Consider the following 17,716-nt stretch of genomic DNA (forward strand, 5'->3'; position numbering starts at 1 on the left):
CAACACTGCCTAGATCCGAGCGGGCGAGAACCACTCGCGCAGATCGCGCTTCAGCACCTTCCCGGTGACATTCCGCGGCAGCTCCGCCACGAACTCCACCCGCCGCGGCACCTGGAACCCGCCCAGGTGCTCCCGGCACGCCGCCACGATCTCCGCGGCGGTGGCGACGGCCCCCGCGCGCAGCACGACGACGGCGCACACCAGCTCACCCCAGGTGTCGTCGGGCACGCCGATGACCGCCGCCTCGGCGACGGCGGGGTGCCGGTACAGCGCCTCCTCGACGCTCAGCGAGGCCACGTTCTCCCCGCCGCTGATGATCAGATCCTTCATCCGATCCACCACGTAGACGAACCCCTCCGCGTCCCGGCGCACCAGATCGCCGGTGTGGAACCACCCGTCGGTGAAGGCGGCGGCGGTGGCCTCGGGATCGCGCCAGTACCCGGCCATGACCTGGTCCCCGCGCACCACCAGCTCGCCGACCGCGCCGACCGGCACCTCCCGCAGCTCCGGGTCGACGATCCGGATATCGGCCAGCGGCATGGGCTTCCCCGCGGCCGCGAGCAGCCCGGGCTCGCCGTCGGCGGCGCGGCGGTGCTCGGCCTCGTCGAAGTGCAGCACATTGCCCGCCAGTTCGGTCATGCCCATGCCCTGGAAGAAGTCGCAGCCGAGGCGGTCGAGCCCGGCGCGCAGCACCGGCGCGGGGATGGCGGAGGAGCCGTAGCCGATGGCGCGCAGCGAGCTCAGGTCGTGCTCGGCCAGCGCGGGTTCCTGGAGCAGGAAGTTGATCATCGTGGGCGCGAGCCCGGTGTGGGTCACCTGCCAGTGCGGGACCAGCCGCAGGAAGGTCGCGGTGTCGTAGCCGCGCAGGAACCCGACGGTGCTGCCGACCAGGTGGTTGATCATGGTCACGTACCCGCCGACGTGGCACAGCGGGAAGCAGAACAGGAAGACGGTGTCCGCTCGCACCGGCCACCGCATCGCCGAGGAGGTGATGGCGGCGAGCAGGTTGCGATGCGTGAGCACGGCGCCCTTGGGCTTGCCGGTGGTGCCGCTGGTGTACACCAGCCAGGCGGGGTCGTCCGGCTCCGGCCGCACCGCGGGGGGTTCGGCCGGGGCGGGTGCGGTGAAGTCGTCCCAGCCGAGCACTCCCGGCTCGGACTCGCCGCCGATCACGAGCACCGTGCGCACGGCCGGAACGCGGTCCCGCACCGCGGGCAGCAGCTCCGCCGACACCACCAGCACGCTCGCCTCGGCGTGCTCGACGAGCTGGGCGACCTGATCGGGGTGCAGCCGGAAGTTGAGGACGGTCAGCGCCATTCCGGCCATCGGGACGCCGTAGTAGCAGTCGAGGTACTCCAGGCAGTTGCCGGCCAGGATCGCCACCCGGTCCCCCGGCGCGGCCACCCCGAGCAGCGCGTTCGCCAGCCGGCGGCAGCGATCCCGGAGCCCGGCGTAGCTCACCGTCTCGTCCTCGAAGCGCAGCGCGATCCGCTCGGGGTGCTTGCGCGCGCCGTACTCGACGATATCGCTCAGGATCATGCCGCGTTCTCCTCGATACACTCTGACGTGACAGTCATGTCAACTAACGGAGTGTGGCCCGGGGCTTCGCGCAAGTCAACACCGCGATGTCAGCTTCGGAGGTTGCGCTCCAGCACCGCGGCGAGCAGGTTCAGCGCCTCGATCACCCGTTCCCGGTCGGCGCCGAGCCCGGCGAGCAGCTCGGCCTCCACCGCGAGCTGGCACGGAAAGAGCGCGTCGACCGCGCTGCTGCCGGAGTCGGTGCAGGTCACGAGCGCGGCCCTGCGGTCGGCGGGGCTGGCGCGGCGCTCGATGAAGCGGCGCCGCTCCAGCTTGGCCAGCGTCTTGCTGATGGCGGCGGGCGAGCAGCTCATGCTCTCGGCCAGCCGGCGCGCGATCACCGGCTCCGCGGTGTGCCGCAGCTTGATCAGCACGTCCAGCTCGGGCGCGGTGAGCGGAGCGCCGTCGTAGAGCGGCTCGGTAGCGGCCGCGAGCAGCCGCTGGATGCGCTTGAGCGGCCCGACCACGGCCATGGGCGAGGTGTCCAGGTCGGGCCGGGCTTCGGCCCAGAGCGCCTGGACCCCGGCGGTGGTGTGCGGCAGCGTCATGCGACCCCTGATTGTTAACCGGTAAACGAATTGTTACCGTTTAGCCCATGGTAGTCACCGCGAAGACCACACCCGACGCCGGACGCGCCGGTACACGCCGCACCGCCGCGATCATCGTGCTGCTCGGCGCGCTCACCGCGGTGGGGCCGTTCGCCATCGACATGTACGTCCCCGGCTTCCCGGAGATGGGCCGCGCGCTCGGCGCGAGCGATTCGGCGGTGCAGCTCTCCATGACGGCGTTCCTGGCCGGGCTGGTGGTGGGGCAGCTGCTCATCGGCCCGCTCAGCGACAAGCTGGGCAGGCGCGGGCCGCTGCTGGCCGGGGTGGCGCTCTTCGCGGTGCTCTCGCTGCTCTGCGCGCTGGCGCCGGGCATCGCGGCGCTGAACGTCGCCCGCTTCCTGCAGGGCGTCGCGGGCGCGGCGGGGATGGTGCTGGCCCGCGCGGTGCTCACCGACCTATTCCACGGGCCCCGGCTGCCGCGGTACTTCTCACTGCTCGGCATGGTGCTCGGGGTGGCGCCGGTGGCGGCGCCGGTGCTCGGCACCGCGGTGCTCGCGGCGGGCAGCTGGCGCACGGTGTTCGTGGTGCTCGCGACCTTCGGCGCGGTGCTGCTGGTGGCGGTGCTGGCGCTGCTGCCGGAGTCGCTGCCCGCCGAGCGGCGGCACGCGGGCGGGGTCGGCGGCACCTTCGCGGCCATGGCCGGGCTGCTGCGGCACCGGGCCTTCCTCGGCTGCGCGCTGACGCTCGGCTTCGCGGCCGCCGCGCTCTTCGCCTACATCGCCGGGTCGAGCTTCGTCTTCCAGGACGTATACGGCAGCTCGGCCGCCTTCTACAGCCTGGTGTTCGCGGTGAACGCCGGCGGCATGCTGCTGGCCGGCGCGGTCTTCGGCGCGCTGGCGGGCCGGGTGCCGGTTCGAGCGCTGCTCGGCTGCTCGATCGCGCTCGGCGCGGCCGCGGCGCTGGCGCATGTGCTGCTGGTGGCGACGGTGGGCGGGAGCCCGGCGATCACCTGGGGGTGCCTGTTCTTCGTGGCCGCGGGGATCGGCGGCGTGTTCCCGGCGAGCATGAGCCTGGGGCAGGCGCTGGGCAGGCACGCCTCGGGAGCCGCCTCGGCGGTGCTCGGCGGCACCCAGTTCCTGTTCGGCGCCGTCGCCTCGCCGGTGGCGGGGGCGTTCGGCGGGCACAGCCCGCTGCCCATGGCGGTGGTCATGCTGGTGGTGCTGGTGTGCGCCGGGGTGGCGTACCTGACGCTGGTGCGGCCGGGCTCAGCCGAGTAGCCGGGTATTCAGCTCGGCGAGGTAGTCGCGGCCGTAGCGGCCGTTCTCCAGCGTCTCGACGAGCACCGGTGGCAGGTCGGGGGTGACCTGGGCCGAGCGGGCGGCGGCGGCCAGCGCGATGGTCGCCACGGTGTCGACATCGCCGGTGAAGGCGATGCAGTCGCGCAGCAGCTCGCTCAGGGAGTTGTTGCGCGCCAGCGCGGTGAGCGCGGCGGCGACGCTCGCCCGCCCCTTGCTGCCGACCTTGCCGCGGTACGGCCTGCCCCAGTCGCCGGGGACGTGGCCCGCGATCCAGGTGCCGACGCGCGGCAGCGGGCCGAGGTCGCGGTGGGTGTAGTGCACGGCGAGCGCGGCGGCCTGGGCGGCGGCGATGCCGTCGGGGGTGTCGTGCGTGACGGCGGCCTGCACGCGGGCGTGGTGCAGCACGTCGGCGACGGTCGGCAGCAGCCCGATGGGGGCGGCGCGCATGGCGGCGCCGCTCTTGTCGCTGTCCGGGCGGATGCGGTTCCGGAAGTCCGCGCCGTCTTCCACGGTCAGCAGGAAATCGTGGAACCGCCCGGCGTACCCCTCGCGTGGATCCCGCCGGAAGGCGGTGACGAACCGGTCGGCCAGGTTCGCGGGCGTCCACGGATCACCGGAGACCAGGAGCTCGGCGATGGCGAGCGTCATCTGGGTGTCGTCGGTGTAGGCACCGGGACGGATGCCGAGGTGCGTGGGGTGCCGCGCGTAGCCGCGCAGCGTGTTGTGCGCGGTGACGAACTCCGGCGGGGCGTACTCGAACCCCGCACCGTACGCATCCCCCACCGCCAGCTCGATCAGCACCGGATCATGGTGGCAGACAGGCGGTTATCCGTCGATCGGTTCCCCGGGGACGTGCAGGGCGAGCAGCGCGGTGTCGTCGGTGACGCCGGAGCCGAGCGTCTCCAGCAGCCCGACGAGATCGGCGACCAGCGCCGTGGCGCCGACCGGGGCGCGCGCCGCGGCGAACTCCAGCAGCGCCTCCTCGCCGAAGAGGCCGGTGCCGGTGCGGGCCTCGATCAGCCCGTCGGTGTAGAGCAGCAGGGTGTCGCCGGGGCGCAGCTCGGCCCGCGCGGTGCCGACCTCGGCGTCCGGGAGCAACCCGACGAGCTGGCCGCCGGGGGTGCGCAGGAACTCGGCGGTGCCGTCGGCCCGCAGCAGCAGCGCGGGCGGGTGGCCGCCCGCCGCCAGCGTGACCTCCGCGTGGCCGTCGCGGTGGGTGACGCTGCCGTAGAGCACCGTGCAGAACCGGGGATCGCCGGGCCGGTACGCGTCGAGCAGCACCCGGTTCAGCTTGGTCAGCACCGATCCGGGGTCCGGGTCGTAGACCGCCGCGGCGCGCAGCGCGTACCGGACCCGCGAGGTCATGGTGGCGGCCAGCGCGCCCTTGCCGCAGACATCGCCGAGGAAGAAGCCCCAGCGCCCCTCGGCGAGCGGGAAGAGATCGTAGAAATCGCCGCCGACCTCGTCGAGCGAGGCGATGTGGTAGTGCGCGGCCACGTCCAGCCCCGGCACCGGCTCCAGCGCCGACGGCAGCAGCGTGCGCTGCAGGATGGCGTTCAGCCGCTGCAGCCGCTCGCGCTCCTCCTCGGCGGCGCGCCGGGCGCGCAGCAGCTCGGCCTCGTACGCGCGCCGCGTGCTGGCGTCGAAGAGCGTGGTGCGGACGAGCAGCGGCGCGCCGTCCGCCCCGGACTTGAGCACCGAGGTCGCCAGGACCGGCAGCCGGGTGCCGTCCGCGGCGACCAGCTCCAGCGCGATCCCGTTGACCTCGCCCTGCATCCGGAGCAGTGGCGCGACGTGCGTCTCGTGGTAGAGCCGCCCGCCCACCGTGAGCAGGTCGCCGAACGCGCGCCTGCCGACCAGCTCGGCGCCGGTGTAACCGAGCCAGCTCAGCAGGGTGCGGTTGACCTTGGCGATCTGGCCGTCGAGCAGGGTGGAGAGGTAGCCGCAGGGCGCGTTCTCGTAGAGATCCTCGGCGCTGTCCTCCAGCAGCGCGGAGAATTCGCCCGCGCCGTCGTGCCCGTCCCGGCCGACCGCGTCGGCGGCGCGGGTCATCGGTGCTCGGTCACGGCTGCCATCCGCGCACCCGGTCAGGCCGGCGCCGGACACCGGTGGCGGATTCAGTCCCGCCGCTCTTCCGGATTGTCCGGGTCCTCGTTCGGCGGAACGGAGTAGCCGGTCACCTCGACCTCCGGGTTGTCCGGGGCTTGCTGCTCGGCGGGATCGGCGTCCAGGGGGGTGTTCTCCGGTGTGGTCACCGCGGCGTGCTACCCCCGATTCCGTTTCGTACTCCTCGGTACGGCACGCAGTGTCACATCACACAGCGCGCCCGCCCGGATCTCGGCGGTCAGGTAGGTGTGCTCGGGCTGCCGCCTGCGGTCGGTGGGCGAGCCGGGGTTGAGCAGCCGCAGGCCGGTGCCGGTGGTGCTGTCCCAGGGAATGTGGCTGTGCCCGAAGATCAGCACATCGGTGTCGGGGAAGGCGCGGGCGCACCGGTTCTCGCGGCCCGCGGCGGCGCCGGTCTCGTGCACCACGGCCAACCGGACGCCGTCGAGCTCGGCGCGCGCGACCTCCGGCAGCCGGGCGCGCAGCTCGGCGCCGTCGTTGTTGCCGTACACGGCGATCAGCCGGGCGCTGCGGGCGGCGAGTTCGTCCAGCAGCGCGGCCTCCACCCAGTCGCCCGCGTGCACCACCACATCGGCGGCCTCGACCGCGCGCCAGAGCACCGCGGGCAGGTCGCGGGCGCGCTTGGGGACGTGCGTGTCGGCCATGGCGAGCAGGCGCATCAGGACACCGTAGCGCCGGGGTCGCGCAACCCGTCGACGCCGAGCAGCAGATCGTCCAGGTGGCGGCGCAGCGGAACCCCGACCTGGAAGCCGGCGGTGGCGGCGGCGCAGAGCCTCCGCGCCAGCTCGGTGACCGGGAGCCCGGTCTCGGCGGCCCGCCACTCCAGGATCCCGGCCGCCCGGCCCGCGTCGATCCGGTAGATCAGCATGAGCATGCCCGCCGCCTGCTCCAGCACGCCGCGCCCGCGGGCGTACTCGGGCAGCGCCTCGTCGACGGCGGCGCGCTGCTCGGCGGCGAGGATCTCGGTGAGGTCGACGGTGTAGCCCTCGGCGCCGAGCAGGGCGCCCGCGGCGTCGCGGACGGCAGCGCCGACCACGACGACGGTGCGATCGCCCTCGGGCAACCGCAGCCGCAGGCAGAACCGGCCGCCGCCGCGCAGCGCGGCGGCCAGCGCGGGCCGGTCGTCGGGGTGCACGCTCTCGGGGCTCGGACAGCCGCCGGAGCGGTGGCCGAAGCGCAGGGCACGGGGGGCTTCGGGACGTGTCATGCGGCGGCTCGCCTGCGGCTCACCGCCGCCATCGGGGTGTTGGTCATCGTGTTTTCACTATCGGGCAGGGCACCGACATGTTGCGGTGTCGATGACCACAGCGCTCAGCGCGCGGAGCGGTAGAGCCGCCGCACCACATCCTCGATCTCCGGCTCCTCGATGGTCAGGTCGCGCACCTCGGCGCGCGCGGAGACCGCCGCGAGCAGCTGCGCGGCGGTGGTCAGCTCGGCGTCGAAGGCCAGCCGCTGGCGCATTCCGCCCGCCTCGCTGGCGACGAGCGTCGCACCGGGGATATCGGTGAGATCGGGAGTGGGCGCGGTGAGATCCACCACCAGGACCCGGCGCGCGCCGACGGTCGCGGCGAGCCCGGTGAGCGAGCCGTCGTAGGCCAGCCTGCCGTGGTCGACGACGAGCACCCGGTCGCAGAGCCGCTCGATATCGCCCATGTCGTGCGTGGTGAGCAGCAGCGTGGTGCCGCGCTCGGCCCGCTCGGCGCGCAGGAACTCGCGCAGCCGCTGCTTGGAGAGCACATCGAGCCCGATGGTCGGCTCGTCCAGGATGATCAGCTCCGGCGAGTGCAGCAGCGCGGCCGCCACCTCCGCCCGCATCCGCTCCCCCAGCGAGAGCTGGCGCACCGGCGTCGCCAGCGTCTCCGCCATCTCCAGCTGCTCGACCAGGGTGTGCGTGCGCTTGCGCGCGGCGTCCGGGTCCAGCCGGTGCACGGCGGCCAGGATCGCGAACGATTCGCGCAGCGGCAGATCCCACCAGAGCTGGGAGCGCTGCCCGAACACCACCCCGATCCGGCTCGCCAGCTGGCGCCTGCGCCGCACCGGCTCCAGCCCGCAGGTGCGCACCGTGCCCGAGGTCGGCACCAGGATGCCGGTGAGCATCTTGATGGTGGTGGACTTGCCCGCGCCATTGGCGCCGATGTAGCCCACCGCGGCGCCGCGCTCGACCCGGAAGCTCATGGCGTCCACCGCGGTCAGCGTCTCGCGCCCGCGCAGCTTCCCGCGCCGCAGGACGAACTGCCTGGTCAGCTCGGTGGCCTCGATGATCGCGCCGTCCATTCAGCCGCCGCCTCCCTGGTAGTGCCGAGTTCCGGTGCGCCACAGCGCGAGTCCGAGGAGCCAGGACCAGAGCGCGGCCACCGGCGTGAGCCAGGCCAGCCAGGACGGCAGCAGCGCCGGGCCGGGCAGCCCGAGCAGCGCGAGGGTGGGCAGGTAGGCGGTGAACGCCACCGGGATGGCGAAGCCGAACAGCAGTTTCAGCCCGGTCGGGAAGACCGAGGCGGGCAGCGTGGCGGCGTAGGAGCCGCCGTAGGTGAAGCTGTTGGTCAGCTCCGAGCCGTCGATCAGGAAGAACTGGCAGCCCGCCGCGGCGACGAAGAGCCCGGCGAAGAGCGCGGTCCCCGAGACCACGGTGAGCAGCAGCAGCGCGACCGCGCCCGCGGACCAGTCGATGTCGTTGCGCAGCAACCCGATCGTGAGCACGGTGAGCGCGACGCTCGCCCTGGCGAAGCGGCGCAGCGAGATGTCGCTGGTGATCAGCTGCAGCAGCAGCGGCTGCGGGCGCAGGTGGTAGATGTCGAGCCGGCCGAGCCGGATCAGCGCGGGCAGCGTGTCCAGGTGCCCGAAGAGCACCTGGGAGAGCGCGAAGGCGGTATTGCTCAGCCCGAAGAGCAGCAGCGCGGCGTCCAGGTCCAGCCCGCCGAGCACCCGGACGGTGTGGAAGACCACCCACACCTCGGCGAACTCGGCCAGCCCCACCACCAGCGAGCCGAACATCTCACTGGCGAAGGAGAGCCGGTAGGAGCGCTGCGCGCGCAGCCGCGAGCCGAGCACGGCCGCGTACGGCCTGCTCCAGTGCCCCACCGGGGCGAGCTCAGCCACCCTGCACCTCCAGCTTGCGCCTGCCCGCCGCCAGCAGCGCCTGCCCCAGCGCCACCATCACCAGCAGCCAGCACACCTGCACCCCCAGCACCGCGAGCGCGGCGGCTCCGGTGACCCGGCCGGAGAGCACGTCGACCGGCGCCTGCAGCACCGAGGGGAACGGGGTGGCGGCGGCGATCGCGCCCAGCCAGCCGGGGAAGAGGTGCACCGGGACGAAGAGCCCGGCGAGGAAGGAGCCGAGCACCTGGTGCAGCGTCCGGATGCCGCGCGTCTCCACCACCCAGAAGCCGACGAGGGCGGTGGCGAAGAGCGTCAGCGACGAGATGGCCGTGCCGAGCAGCACGCTCACCAGCCCGAGCAGGTAGGTGAGCGGGGTGCCGGGCAGCTCGAGCCCGCCGTAGACCAGCGCCCCGACCGCGAGGGTGGGCAGCCCGCGCGGCAGCAGGGTGCAGGTGGCCCGGCCCAGGTCACCGGCGAGGGTGGCCAGCTGGAGGTCGACCGGGCGCAGGAAGTCGACCGCGATATCGCCGCTGCGCACCCGCTCCCCCAGCTCCGCGCCGCTGTCGGTGAAGAGCACCGCGCCGAGCAGCGCCTGCGAGAGCCACACGTAGGCGCCGATGCCGGCCGCGTCGTAGCCGCCGAACGAGCCCGCCGAGCCGACCGCCGCCAGCATGACCGCGCCGCGCAGCAGCCCGAACACGCTGTTGGTGAACATTCCGGCGAAGAGCGCCAGCTTGTACTGCCACTGCCTGCGGAAACCCGCCACCGCGAGGCGCCGGTAGGCCGCCGTCGCACCGCGGCCGGGCAGCGCGAGCACCGGCATCGTCCCACCCCTCCCCGACCCGGACACGAAGCGAGAACATTACCCGCGCAACGGTTCCGGGCCAAGGGATTTGCGCGGCGACCGCTCGACGCCCGCGGCGCGCACCGCCCGTGACCGAACCGGTCAGAAAGGCCGCGGGGCGCCGCCCGGCCGGTAAGATGAGCGTCGCTCATTTTCAGGCCGGGCGCAGGCGGGAGACGTGATGCCGACGAGGACCACCGCACAGCGGCGACGGCCGACCCAGGACCGGGCCAAGGCCACCAGGGAGCACATCCTGGACACCGCCGCGCGGCTCTTCGGCGAGCGCGGCATCGCCGGCACCTCCACGAACCGCATCGCGGCCGAGGCCGGGGTCAGCATCGGCACCGTCTACCGCTACTTCGCCGACCGGTCGGTGCTGGTCGAGGAGTTGCTGGCGCGGCTGCTGGAGTCGGTGGAGAAGCGGTTCACCCAGCGCATGTTCGACCTCTCCGGCAAGGACGCCCCCGATGTCTGGGTGGACATCCTCACCGTCATCACCGACGAGCTGGTGGCCCACGCCGCGCTGGTCCGGGCCCTGGTGGCGGGGGTGCAGTTCTACAGCAGCGGCATCCCGGAGTTCGAGCCCCGGCTGCGGCTGCTGGTGAAGGTGCTGATCATCCAGCTGCTCGGCCCCGGCGACGACCACCGCTACGACGTCATGACCTTCGTGCTGATCAACACCGGTTTCGCCGCCGCGCTGCGGAGCTCGGCGCAGGAGGTGGACGGCACCGCACGGCGCGAGGCGATCGAGATGACCGGCCGGATGATCGGCGCCTTCCTGGACGCCGAGGGCGCCGCGGCCGCGCGCTGAGCGGCAAAAGTGAGCACTTCTGCATTTTTCGGTCGCAAATGTCACCACGCTCACCGTTGACCCCGTCATCGCAACAGGTCAGGCAGGTAGGGGGAGTCCCGCACAGTTATCTGTAAAGCGGAGTAGCAGGTGAGTCGGCGCGCGCCCTACCGTGTTCCACACCACACACGGCACGCGACGAGGAGGTCACCCGTGACGCTCGAGAGCATCGCTCGTCCCACCCTCGAGCGCGATCCGCAGGTGCTGGCCAGGCAGGTCACCGCGCGGCTGCTGGAGTCCGGCGCGCTCGGCGCGGCCACCGCGCAGAGCCGGGAGACCACCACCGTGGTGCGGCTGTGTCTCAAATGGGCGATCCAGCGGCTGGCGGGCAGCCAGGACCCGGAGCGCACCGAGCGGCTGGCGACCGCCGCGGCGGGCTGGGCCAGGGCCGGCGTCCCGATCGCGACCGTGCTGCACGCGGTGCACGTCGGCTTCGAGTGCGGGCTCGACCTGCTCTTCGGCGGGAAGGGGGCGGCCGAGCGCGCCGATATCGTCGCGGGCGCCTTCGTCAGCCTGGAGCTGCTGAACGTCATCACCGCGACGGTCAGCAAGGCCTACGTCCGGGAGTGCAGGGCCGTGGCGATGGAGGATCGCACGGCCGCGCACACCCTGACCTCCATGCTGCTCGGCGGCCACCCGACCTCGGCCATGGCGCGGGCCCGCGGCATCCGGCTGGCCGAGCGGTACGCGGTGCTCGCGCTCGTCATCCCGCCGCACCCGGACGAGGAGCGGCCGCAGCTGGACGGCCGGGTGGTCGCGCGGCGCAAGCTGCGCCGGCTGCAATCCGGGCTCGCCGACCTCTTCGGCACCGCCGCGCTCTCGCTGCTCTCGGTGGACGGCGGCACCGTGCTGCTCCCCGCCGACCACCCCGCCGCCGCCGAGCTGGACGAGGTGCTGCGCGCGCTGGCCGCGGCAGCGCGGGTGCCGCTCACCGCGACGGTGGTCGAATCCCGCCCGGACCGGGTCTCGGCCGCGGTGCACGACGCCCACGAGCTGCTCGACATCGTCGAGCAGTCCGGCCGCGGGCCCGGGCTGCACCGCTTCCCCGACCTCGCGCTGCAATACCAGCTGACCAGGCCGGGGCGCGGCCGGGAGCTGCTCGGCACCCGGCTGCGGCCGCTGCTCGAGCACCCCGACCTGCTGGCCACGCTGCGCATCCACATCGGCAACGACCTGAGCAGGCGGCGCACCGCGGAGCAGATGAACATCCACCCGAACACCCTCGACCACCGGCTGCGCCGGGTCGGCGAGATCACCGGGCTCGACCCCTCGGACCCGCGCCAGCTCTGGTACCTGCGCTCGGCGCTGGTGGTCTGCCCGGGCGATCACCGGTCCGCAGCCGCCCGCCAGCGCCCGATCGCGGCGCCGATCTCGGTGGCGGGCGGCTCGTCGTAGAGCCACTCCCGCGCGAGGGTGTGCCAGTTGGCGGTGACGTCGAGCTGGCCGAGCAGCGCGAAGGTGAAGAGGTCGGCGCGCCGGGAGAAGACGTGCTCCGGGGGCAGTAGCTGGTGCCGCATGCCGCGGAACTCGGCCGCGCGCGGGTCCATGGCGAGCACCACCGCGCCGGTGGCCACCTCCGGGGTGATGGTCATCGGCTCGTCCACCAGGTGCCAGCCCGCCGCGGCCCACACGTACTCCAGGCACTCCGCCTCGGTGACCCCGGCCGCCGGGTCGATGATGCCGCGCCCGACCCAGGCCGCGTAGAGGTCGGCGGCGCGCTGCTCCCCGGCCGCGCGCAGGCAGGAGCGCTCGAAATCCACGTGCACGGGGTCCATCCGGTCGTAGAGCCCGAAGTCGACGAAGGCCAGCCTGCCGTCGCTCGCCAGCAGCACGTTGCCGGGGTGCGGGTCGCCGCAGAACTCGAAGTCCTGGAAGAGCGTGCTGATGTAGAAGCGGTAGATCAGCTCGCCGTACCGGTTCCGCTCGGCCGCGGGCAGCGTGCGCAGGTGCTCGAAGGAGTGGCCGTCGACGAGCTCGGTGACCAGCACCCGGGCGGTGCAGTACTCGAGCAGCGCGTCCGGTACGAGGATGTACGGGTGGCCGCGGTAGCGGGTGGCCACCCGGTGCTGGGTGCGCGCCTCGCGCGGGTAGTCGAGCTCGTTGCCGATGCTGCGGGCCACCTCGGCCAGCACATCGCTGTCGGCGGCGCTGGGCAGCGCGGAGCGCCAGAGCGCGGAGAACACGTCGAGGTTGCGCAGATCGGCCCTGATCGCCTCCTCGACCCCCGGGTACTGCACCTTCACCGCGACCGCGCGGCCGTCGTGCAGCCGGGCCCGGTACACCTGGCCGATCGAGGCCGCCGCGATCGGCTCCGCGTCGAATTCGGCGAAGACCCGCTCGAGCGGCCCCAGCTCGTCCTCCAGCACCTGCCGCATGCTCGCGAAGGGCACCGCGGGCACCCGGTCGCGCAGCTCGGCCAGCTTGGCCCGGAAGAGCTCGCGGTGCGACTCCGGCACCAGCTCCAGGTCGAGCACCGAGAGCATCTGGCCCAGCTTCATGGCCGCGCCCTTCAGGCCGCCGAGCACCGTCACCAGCTGCTGCGCCGCGGCCAGCGCGGAGCGCTCGGCGAGCACCCGCCTGGCCTCCTCGGTGCGGCCGATCATGGCCAGCCGCACCCCGGCCCCGCGCACGGCCTGCCCGGCGGCCAGCCGGCCCAGCCTGCCGCCCCGGCCCAGCCGGGATCGCGGCACCCGATCGGCCACCGCGGTCACCTCCTCGTGTCCGCCGCCCGAACCCGGGCGTCCTGGCATTCTCGGGGGCCGGGGGCGCGCTTGTCGACCGGCCACCGACCGGAGCGGCCAGCCCGTTCCTATCCGCCGAGCGAAACATCGCGCACGGTGCGATCCCTGAAGCGAAAAGCGGGGTCCGGGGCCGGTTGACCGTCCGGCCCGGCGGTAGCCGCGGGTTGTCGCCTTTCTCTACCCGCGAGCCCGCCGGGTGGAGGCAACCGGGAAAGCGAGGATCTCGATGACACTCGTCGCAGCTCACGACACGACCACGGCGCGCCGCACGCAGCGGGGCACCGACAGCTACGACGGGATCGAGCCGCTGCTGGAGCAGCTCGCCGCGATGGCCGGCGACGACCCGGCCCGCCGCGCGCTGCGCGAGCAGATCCTGCGCCGCGCGCTCCCGCTCGCCGACCACATCGCGCGCCGCTTCACCGGCCGCGGCGAAACCTACGACGACCTGCACCAGAGCGCCTCGCTCGGGCTGGTCCTCGCGGTCGACCGCTACGACCCCACCCGCGGCGCCAACTTCCTCGCCTTCGCCGTGCCGACCATCATGGGCGAGGTGCGCAGGCACTTCCGCGACCACACCTGGGCCGTGCGGGTGCCGCGCCGGGTGAAGGAGACCCAGCTCGCCATCGGGCCGACCATCGAGCGGCTCTGCCAGAAGCACGGCCGGATGCCGACCGCCATCGAGATCGCGGTGGAGATGAACGTCGACCTGCTCGAGGTGACCCAGGCGCTGCTGGCCGGTAATGCCTACCGCACCAACTCGCTGGACGCCTCCGCCGACGACGACGAGAACTCGGTCGCCGCGCAGGTCACCGAGACGCTCGGTGATGTCGACCCCGCGTACGACATCACCGACGACGCCCTGGCCGTCGCCCCGCTGCTGCGCGACCTCTCCGAGCGCGACCGCCGCATCCTGCACCTGCGCTTCTTCGAGAACTACACGCAGTCGCAGATCGCCGCCGAGCTCGGCGTCTCGCAGATGCACATCTCCCGCATCCTCGCCCGCACCCTGGCCACGCTGCGCGATCGCGCGCTGCGGGACTGATCAGGCATCGGGGTGGCGGCCCGGCGCGGCCGGGAAGAACCGCTCCACCCCGGCGCGCTCGGTGTACATGGTCCAGTACTGCTCGGCGAGGGCGGCGGGGTCCACCGTGAACTCGGCGGGCGGCGCGGCGGCCGCGGCGATCTCGCTGCCCGCGGTGTACCCGGCCACGGCCAGCGTGCCCGCGTAGATCCCGGTGCCCGTCAGCTCGCCGTGCAGCGCGTACAGCCAGTTGCGGGCCGCCGCCATCACCGGCCCGGCCCCGCTCAGCCCCGGCAGCGGCTCGACGGCGGAGTAGCCGTGCGTGAGCAGGAAGGCACCGTCGCCGCGGGCCCGCCACTCCGGCAGCACCGCGCACACCACCTCGACCGGGGTGAGCAGCAGCGGCGGGAGCAGCGCGGCGAGCGCGGCGGCGTCGAGCTCGGCGGCGGGGGTGAAGGTCTGGTCGCCGCCGACCGGGCCGTACTCGATCACATCGATCCGGCCGAACCGCGCCCGGACGGCGGCGATCAGATCGGGCACCGCGGCCGGGTCGGCCAGGTCGGCCGGGAAGGGCTCGGCCTCGATCCCCGCCGCGGCCAGGTCCCGCGCCAACGCGGCCAGCCGCTCCGGCCGCCGCGCCACCAGCGCGACCCGGAACCCCGCCCGCCCGAACCGGTGCGCCACCGCGCGCCCGAGTCCGCTACCCGCCCCGAGGACGGCGATCACAGTCGACATGTCCGCCAGCATCGGCGACGATGACAGCCCGTACAAAAGGCACATTTCTGTGCGTGAGGGGGCGGGAGATGCGGGCGAACGCGGGAATCGGGCCGTGCGCGGGGATACCGGCCGAGCGGATGGCGGCCATCCGCGAGGTGCTCGGGCGGGTCGGCGACACCTGGAGCCTGCTGGTGATCGCGGTGCTGGCGGACGGGCCGCGCCGCTACTCGGAGCTGCACTTCGCGGTAACCGGGATCTCCCAGCGTATGCTGACCCGCACGCTGCGGCGGCTGCGCGAGGACGGGCTGCTCACCAGGACCTCGCACCCGGAGGTGCCGCCGCGGGTGGTCTACGAGCTGACCCCGCTCGGCCACGACCTGCTCGGGATCGTCGCGGCGCTGGTCGGCTGGGCGGCCGAGCACCACGCGGAGATCGACCGGAACCGGAGCGCGCTCAGTTGAGCTGGGCCTGCGCCCGGCGCAGGTAGGCGGTGTCGCGGCGCTGGTCCTCGGTGTCCGCGTCGCGCAAGGTGCGGCGGCGGTTCTCGCAGGCCACGGCGCGCAGCAGGCTGTCGAGCTGGCGGTGGGTGCGGCCGTGCGGGCAGTGACCGTCGAGGTCGTGCCAGCGGTGCCAGGGGTGCTGCCACTGCATCGGCGCGACCACGTACTTGATCGGCAGGTCGCCGATCGCGGGGCCGGGATGGGTGGGGTTCATCCCATCCACCGTAGCCCGTCCGGGCGACAGGTGATGCCCGACGGCCCGGAATTGAGGTTTGCCGCACTATTGCCCGCCAGCGAATGCGGTGCCGGACCATCCGTCTTATGGTCGTGTGCGGCAGGGTTCGGGGGTAACCCCGGGCTTGCCATCTCGGATACCGGTTCCGTCGCGAGCCTCGTCACGGCGGGGGTCGCGGCGGCATCCGCCGGTCAGTGGCCGCGCCGCTCCATCAGGACCGCGAGCCCGTCCAGGATCCGCCCGATCCCGAAGGCCAGCGCGCCCTCCCCGCCCGCGACCGCGCCCTCCTCGCCGAAGGCCGCCACGGCGGCCGGGTAGCGCTCGGCCGCGGTCGCCAGCACGGCGGTGAACTGCTCGGCGAGGTCGCGCTCGAATCGGTCCGGGTCCACCGCGACCGTCTGCTGTCCCAGGCTGCGCGCGTGCCCGGTGAGCAGCACGATGCTGTCGAGGCGCTCGGCGGTGCTGAGCCCGGTTCCGGCCAGCGCGGTCAGTGCGGCCTCCATCCAGGCCACCTCGTTCGGGCCGATCGGGCGCGACCCCACCGAGACCGCGAGCGCCCACGGGTGCGCCCGAAACCGCTCGTAGAGCGTTTCGCACCAGCGGCTCAGCCCGGCCCGCCAGTCGCCGGCGGGCAGCTCCGGCGGGGCCCCGATCGCGGCGTCCAGCATCAGCGCGACCAGCTCGGCCTTGCCGGGCACGTACCGGTACAGCGACATCTTGGTGAAGCCGAGCCGCTCCGCCAGCCGCTGCATGGAGAGCGTGGCCAGGCCGTCGGCGTCGGCGAGCGCGATCGCCTCGGCCGCGATCCGCTCCGGCGTGAGCGCGGGTTTGGGGCCGCGGGCCGGGCGGCGCTCGACACCCCAGAGCAGCTCGAGGGCGGTCGGTGCCGGCATGTGCGCTCCTTGTTGACGGATAACTGTGTCTACCATACGCTGTTCTGTGTCCGTCGGATACAGTATCCATCGGACGCAGAATGGGGAGCATCATGCGCAGCACCACCGTCCTCGTCTCCGGCGCCGGCATCGCCGGGCCCGCCCTCGCCTACTGGCTGCACCGCTTCGGCTTCGAGGTCACCGTCGTCGAGCGGGCGCCCGCGCTGCGCACCGGCGGCCAGGCCGTCGACTTCAAGGGCCGCACGCACCGCACCGTGCTGGAGCGGATGGGCGTGTGGGAGGAGATCACCCGGGCGCGGACCGGCACCACCGACACCGTCTTCGTCGACGCCGACGGCCGCGAGCTGGCGACCATGCCGGGCGAGTTCACCGGCGGCGACGTCGAGATCCTGCGCGGCGACCTCTCCCGGATCCTGTACCGGCGCACCGCCGAGCGCTGCGACTACCGCTTCGGCGACGCCGTCACCGCGCTCACCGAGACCGCCGACGGAGTGCGCGTGGAGTTCGAGCGCGCCCCCGCCGAGCGCTTCGACCTGGTGCTCGGCGCCGACGGCATCCACTCCCGGGTGCGCGCGCTCGCCTTCGGCCCGGAGAGCGCGTACGTCGAGCACCTCGGCTACTGCTACGCCGTCGCCGGGGCGAGCCCGTGGACCGAGCGCACCGGCAGCCCGGAGCGGATGCGCGCGTACGGGTACGGCGCGCCGGGCCGGCTCGCGGTGAGCGGCGGCCCCAAGGCCGAGCAGCTCTACCTCTTCGCCGGGCCCGCACCGGACCACAGGGCCGAGCCCGCCGCGCAGCGGCAACTGGTCGCCGACGCCTTCGCCGGACTCGGCGGGCAGGTGCCGCGCATGCTGGCCGAGCTGCCCGGCTTCGACGACTTCCACCTGGACGCCATCGCCAGGGTGCGGATGCCGGAGTACGGCCGCGGGCGGGTCGCGCTGGTCGGCGATGCCGGGTACGGCAATACCCTAGGCGGCTTCGGCACCGGGCTCGCCGTGGTCGGGGCCGCCGTGCTCGCCGGGGAGCTGGCCGTGGCCGGCGGCGACCACACGGTGGCCTTCCCGCGCTACGACGCGCTCATGAAGCGGTACGCGAAGATCGCGGGGAACAGCAATGCCGGGCGCTTCCTCGCCCCGCGCACCGCGACCGGGATCCGGCTGCGCAACGGGTTCCTCCGCTCGCCGCTGCTCGGGCTCATGACGAAGTACGCCGAGTCCTCCGCCGAGGACGTCGCGCTGCGCGACTACCCGGCCGCGCTCGCCGCCCGCTGA

Annotated in this window: 20 protein-coding genes; 6 read left to right on the forward strand and 14 right to left on the reverse strand. The window is 73.6% G+C overall.

Going from position 1 to position 17,716, the window contains the following annotated elements; translation table 11 throughout:
- Positions 1-9 precede the first annotated feature (9 nt).
- Positions 10-1,539 carry a long-chain-fatty-acid--CoA ligase gene (locus AB0H71_RS21695; protein ID WP_357023694.1) on the reverse strand — a complete coding sequence of 510 codons (1,530 nt, stop codon included), beginning with the start codon at positions 1,537-1,539 and terminating at the stop codon, positions 10-12.
- Positions 1,540-1,628: 89 nt separating this feature from the next.
- Positions 1,629-2,126, reverse strand: a complete 498-nt coding sequence (locus AB0H71_RS21700; RefSeq protein WP_357023697.1) for a MarR family transcriptional regulator — start codon at positions 2,124-2,126, stop codon at positions 1,629-1,631.
- A gap of 47 nt (positions 2,127-2,173) precedes the next feature.
- Here AB0H71_RS21700 and AB0H71_RS21705 point away from each other — a divergent pair, with 47 nt between their 5' ends.
- Complete coding sequence (locus AB0H71_RS21705) at positions 2,174-3,403, forward strand: multidrug effflux MFS transporter (RefSeq protein ID WP_357023701.1); 1,230 nt, start codon at positions 2,174-2,176, stop codon at positions 3,401-3,403.
- Here the strand turns inward: AB0H71_RS21705 and AB0H71_RS21710 are convergent.
- The 8 genes from AB0H71_RS21710 to AB0H71_RS21745 all read right to left on the reverse strand — a co-directional run bounded on the left by AB0H71_RS21710 (position 3,392) and on the right by AB0H71_RS21745 (position 9,467).
- Complete coding sequence (locus AB0H71_RS21710; protein WP_357023704.1) at positions 3,392-4,225, reverse strand: ADP-ribosylglycohydrolase family protein; 834 nt, start codon at positions 4,223-4,225, stop codon at positions 3,392-3,394. The genes AB0H71_RS21705 and AB0H71_RS21710 overlap by 12 nt on opposite strands.
- A 24-nt stretch (positions 4,226-4,249) precedes the next feature.
- Positions 4,250-5,476, reverse strand: a complete 1,227-nt coding sequence (locus tag AB0H71_RS21715) for a SpoIIE family protein phosphatase (protein ID WP_357023707.1) — start codon at positions 5,474-5,476, stop codon at positions 4,250-4,252.
- Positions 5,477-5,541: 65 nt separating this feature from the next.
- The gene (locus AB0H71_RS21720; RefSeq protein WP_357023709.1) at positions 5,542-5,679 is read right to left on the reverse strand and encodes a hypothetical protein; all 138 of its coding nucleotides are present in this window, start codon (positions 5,677-5,679) and stop codon (positions 5,542-5,544) included.
- Between the two features lie 9 nt (positions 5,680-5,688).
- Positions 5,689-6,207: a metallophosphoesterase gene (locus AB0H71_RS21725; protein ID WP_357023712.1), complete on the reverse strand. Its 519-nt coding sequence runs from the start codon at positions 6,205-6,207 to the stop codon at positions 5,689-5,691.
- The gene (locus AB0H71_RS21730; protein WP_357023715.1) at positions 6,207-6,755 is read right to left on the reverse strand and encodes an ANTAR domain-containing protein; all 549 of its coding nucleotides are present in this window, start codon (positions 6,753-6,755) and stop codon (positions 6,207-6,209) included. Before AB0H71_RS21730 ends, AB0H71_RS21725 begins: the two co-directional genes overlap by 1 nt.
- A 104-nt stretch (positions 6,756-6,859) precedes the next feature.
- Positions 6,860-7,822, reverse strand: coding sequence for an ATP-binding cassette domain-containing protein (locus tag AB0H71_RS21735; protein WP_357023717.1), 963 nt, complete (start codon positions 7,820-7,822; stop codon positions 6,860-6,862).
- The gene (locus AB0H71_RS21740) at positions 7,823-8,644 is read right to left on the reverse strand and encodes an ABC-2 family transporter protein (protein ID WP_357023720.1); all 822 of its coding nucleotides are present in this window, start codon (positions 8,642-8,644) and stop codon (positions 7,823-7,825) included.
- Complete coding sequence (locus AB0H71_RS21745; protein ID WP_357023723.1) at positions 8,637-9,467, reverse strand: ABC-2 family transporter protein; 831 nt, start codon at positions 9,465-9,467, stop codon at positions 8,637-8,639. Before AB0H71_RS21745 ends, AB0H71_RS21740 begins: the two co-directional genes overlap by 8 nt.
- Before the next feature lie 202 nt (positions 9,468-9,669).
- Between AB0H71_RS21745 and AB0H71_RS21750 the strand changes: the two genes are divergently transcribed.
- Positions 9,670-10,299 (forward strand): TetR/AcrR family transcriptional regulator, encoded by a 630-nt coding sequence (locus AB0H71_RS21750; RefSeq protein ID WP_357023727.1) that lies wholly within the window; start codon positions 9,670-9,672, stop codon positions 10,297-10,299.
- A gap of 192 nt (positions 10,300-10,491) precedes the next feature.
- On the forward strand, positions 10,492-11,733 hold the full coding sequence (locus tag AB0H71_RS21755; protein ID WP_357023730.1) for a helix-turn-helix domain-containing protein: 1,242 nt from the start codon (positions 10,492-10,494) through the stop codon (positions 11,731-11,733).
- On the opposite strand, the gene AB0H71_RS21760 is transcribed toward AB0H71_RS21755, so the two are convergent.
- Positions 11,664-13,040 carry an AarF/ABC1/UbiB kinase family protein gene (locus tag AB0H71_RS21760; protein ID WP_357023732.1) on the reverse strand — a complete coding sequence of 459 codons (1,377 nt, stop codon included), beginning with the start codon at positions 13,038-13,040 and terminating at the stop codon, positions 11,664-11,666. The genes AB0H71_RS21755 and AB0H71_RS21760 overlap by 70 nt on opposite strands.
- Before the next feature lie 265 nt (positions 13,041-13,305).
- Between AB0H71_RS21760 and AB0H71_RS21765 the strand changes: the two genes are divergently transcribed.
- Positions 13,306-14,121: a SigB/SigF/SigG family RNA polymerase sigma factor gene (locus AB0H71_RS21765; RefSeq protein ID WP_357023735.1), complete on the forward strand. Its 816-nt coding sequence runs from the start codon at positions 13,306-13,308 to the stop codon at positions 14,119-14,121.
- Here the strand turns inward: AB0H71_RS21765 and AB0H71_RS21770 are convergent, their stop codons facing one another.
- Positions 14,122-14,835 carry an SDR family NAD(P)-dependent oxidoreductase gene (locus tag AB0H71_RS21770; protein ID WP_357023738.1) on the reverse strand — a complete coding sequence of 238 codons (714 nt, stop codon included), beginning with the start codon at positions 14,833-14,835 and terminating at the stop codon, positions 14,122-14,124.
- A 68-nt stretch (positions 14,836-14,903) separates the two neighbouring features.
- On the opposite strand from AB0H71_RS21770, the gene AB0H71_RS21775 reads away from it, so the two are divergent.
- Positions 14,904-15,278 carry a helix-turn-helix domain-containing protein gene (locus AB0H71_RS21775; RefSeq protein ID WP_357023741.1) on the forward strand — a complete coding sequence of 125 codons (375 nt, stop codon included), beginning with the start codon at positions 14,904-14,906 and terminating at the stop codon, positions 15,276-15,278.
- Here AB0H71_RS21775 and AB0H71_RS21780 read toward each other — a convergent pair.
- Positions 15,271-15,531, reverse strand: coding sequence for a hypothetical protein (locus tag AB0H71_RS21780; protein WP_357023744.1), 261 nt, complete (start codon positions 15,529-15,531; stop codon positions 15,271-15,273). The two genes, AB0H71_RS21775 and AB0H71_RS21780, sit on opposite strands and share 8 nt — an antisense overlap.
- Before the next feature lie 212 nt (positions 15,532-15,743).
- Positions 15,744-16,445, reverse strand: coding sequence for a TetR/AcrR family transcriptional regulator C-terminal domain-containing protein (locus AB0H71_RS21785; RefSeq protein WP_357023746.1), 702 nt, complete (start codon positions 16,443-16,445; stop codon positions 15,744-15,746).
- A 92-nt stretch (positions 16,446-16,537) separates the two neighbouring features.
- Here AB0H71_RS21785 and AB0H71_RS21790 point away from each other — a divergent pair, with 92 nt between their 5' ends.
- Entirely contained in the window at positions 16,538-17,716 is a 1,179-nt protein-coding gene (locus AB0H71_RS21790; protein WP_357023749.1) for an FAD-dependent monooxygenase, read from the forward strand.

Source organism: Nocardia sp. NPDC050697 (assembly GCF_040654395.1).
Taxonomy (GTDB): Bacteria; Actinomycetota; Actinomycetes; order Mycobacteriales; family Mycobacteriaceae; genus Nocardia.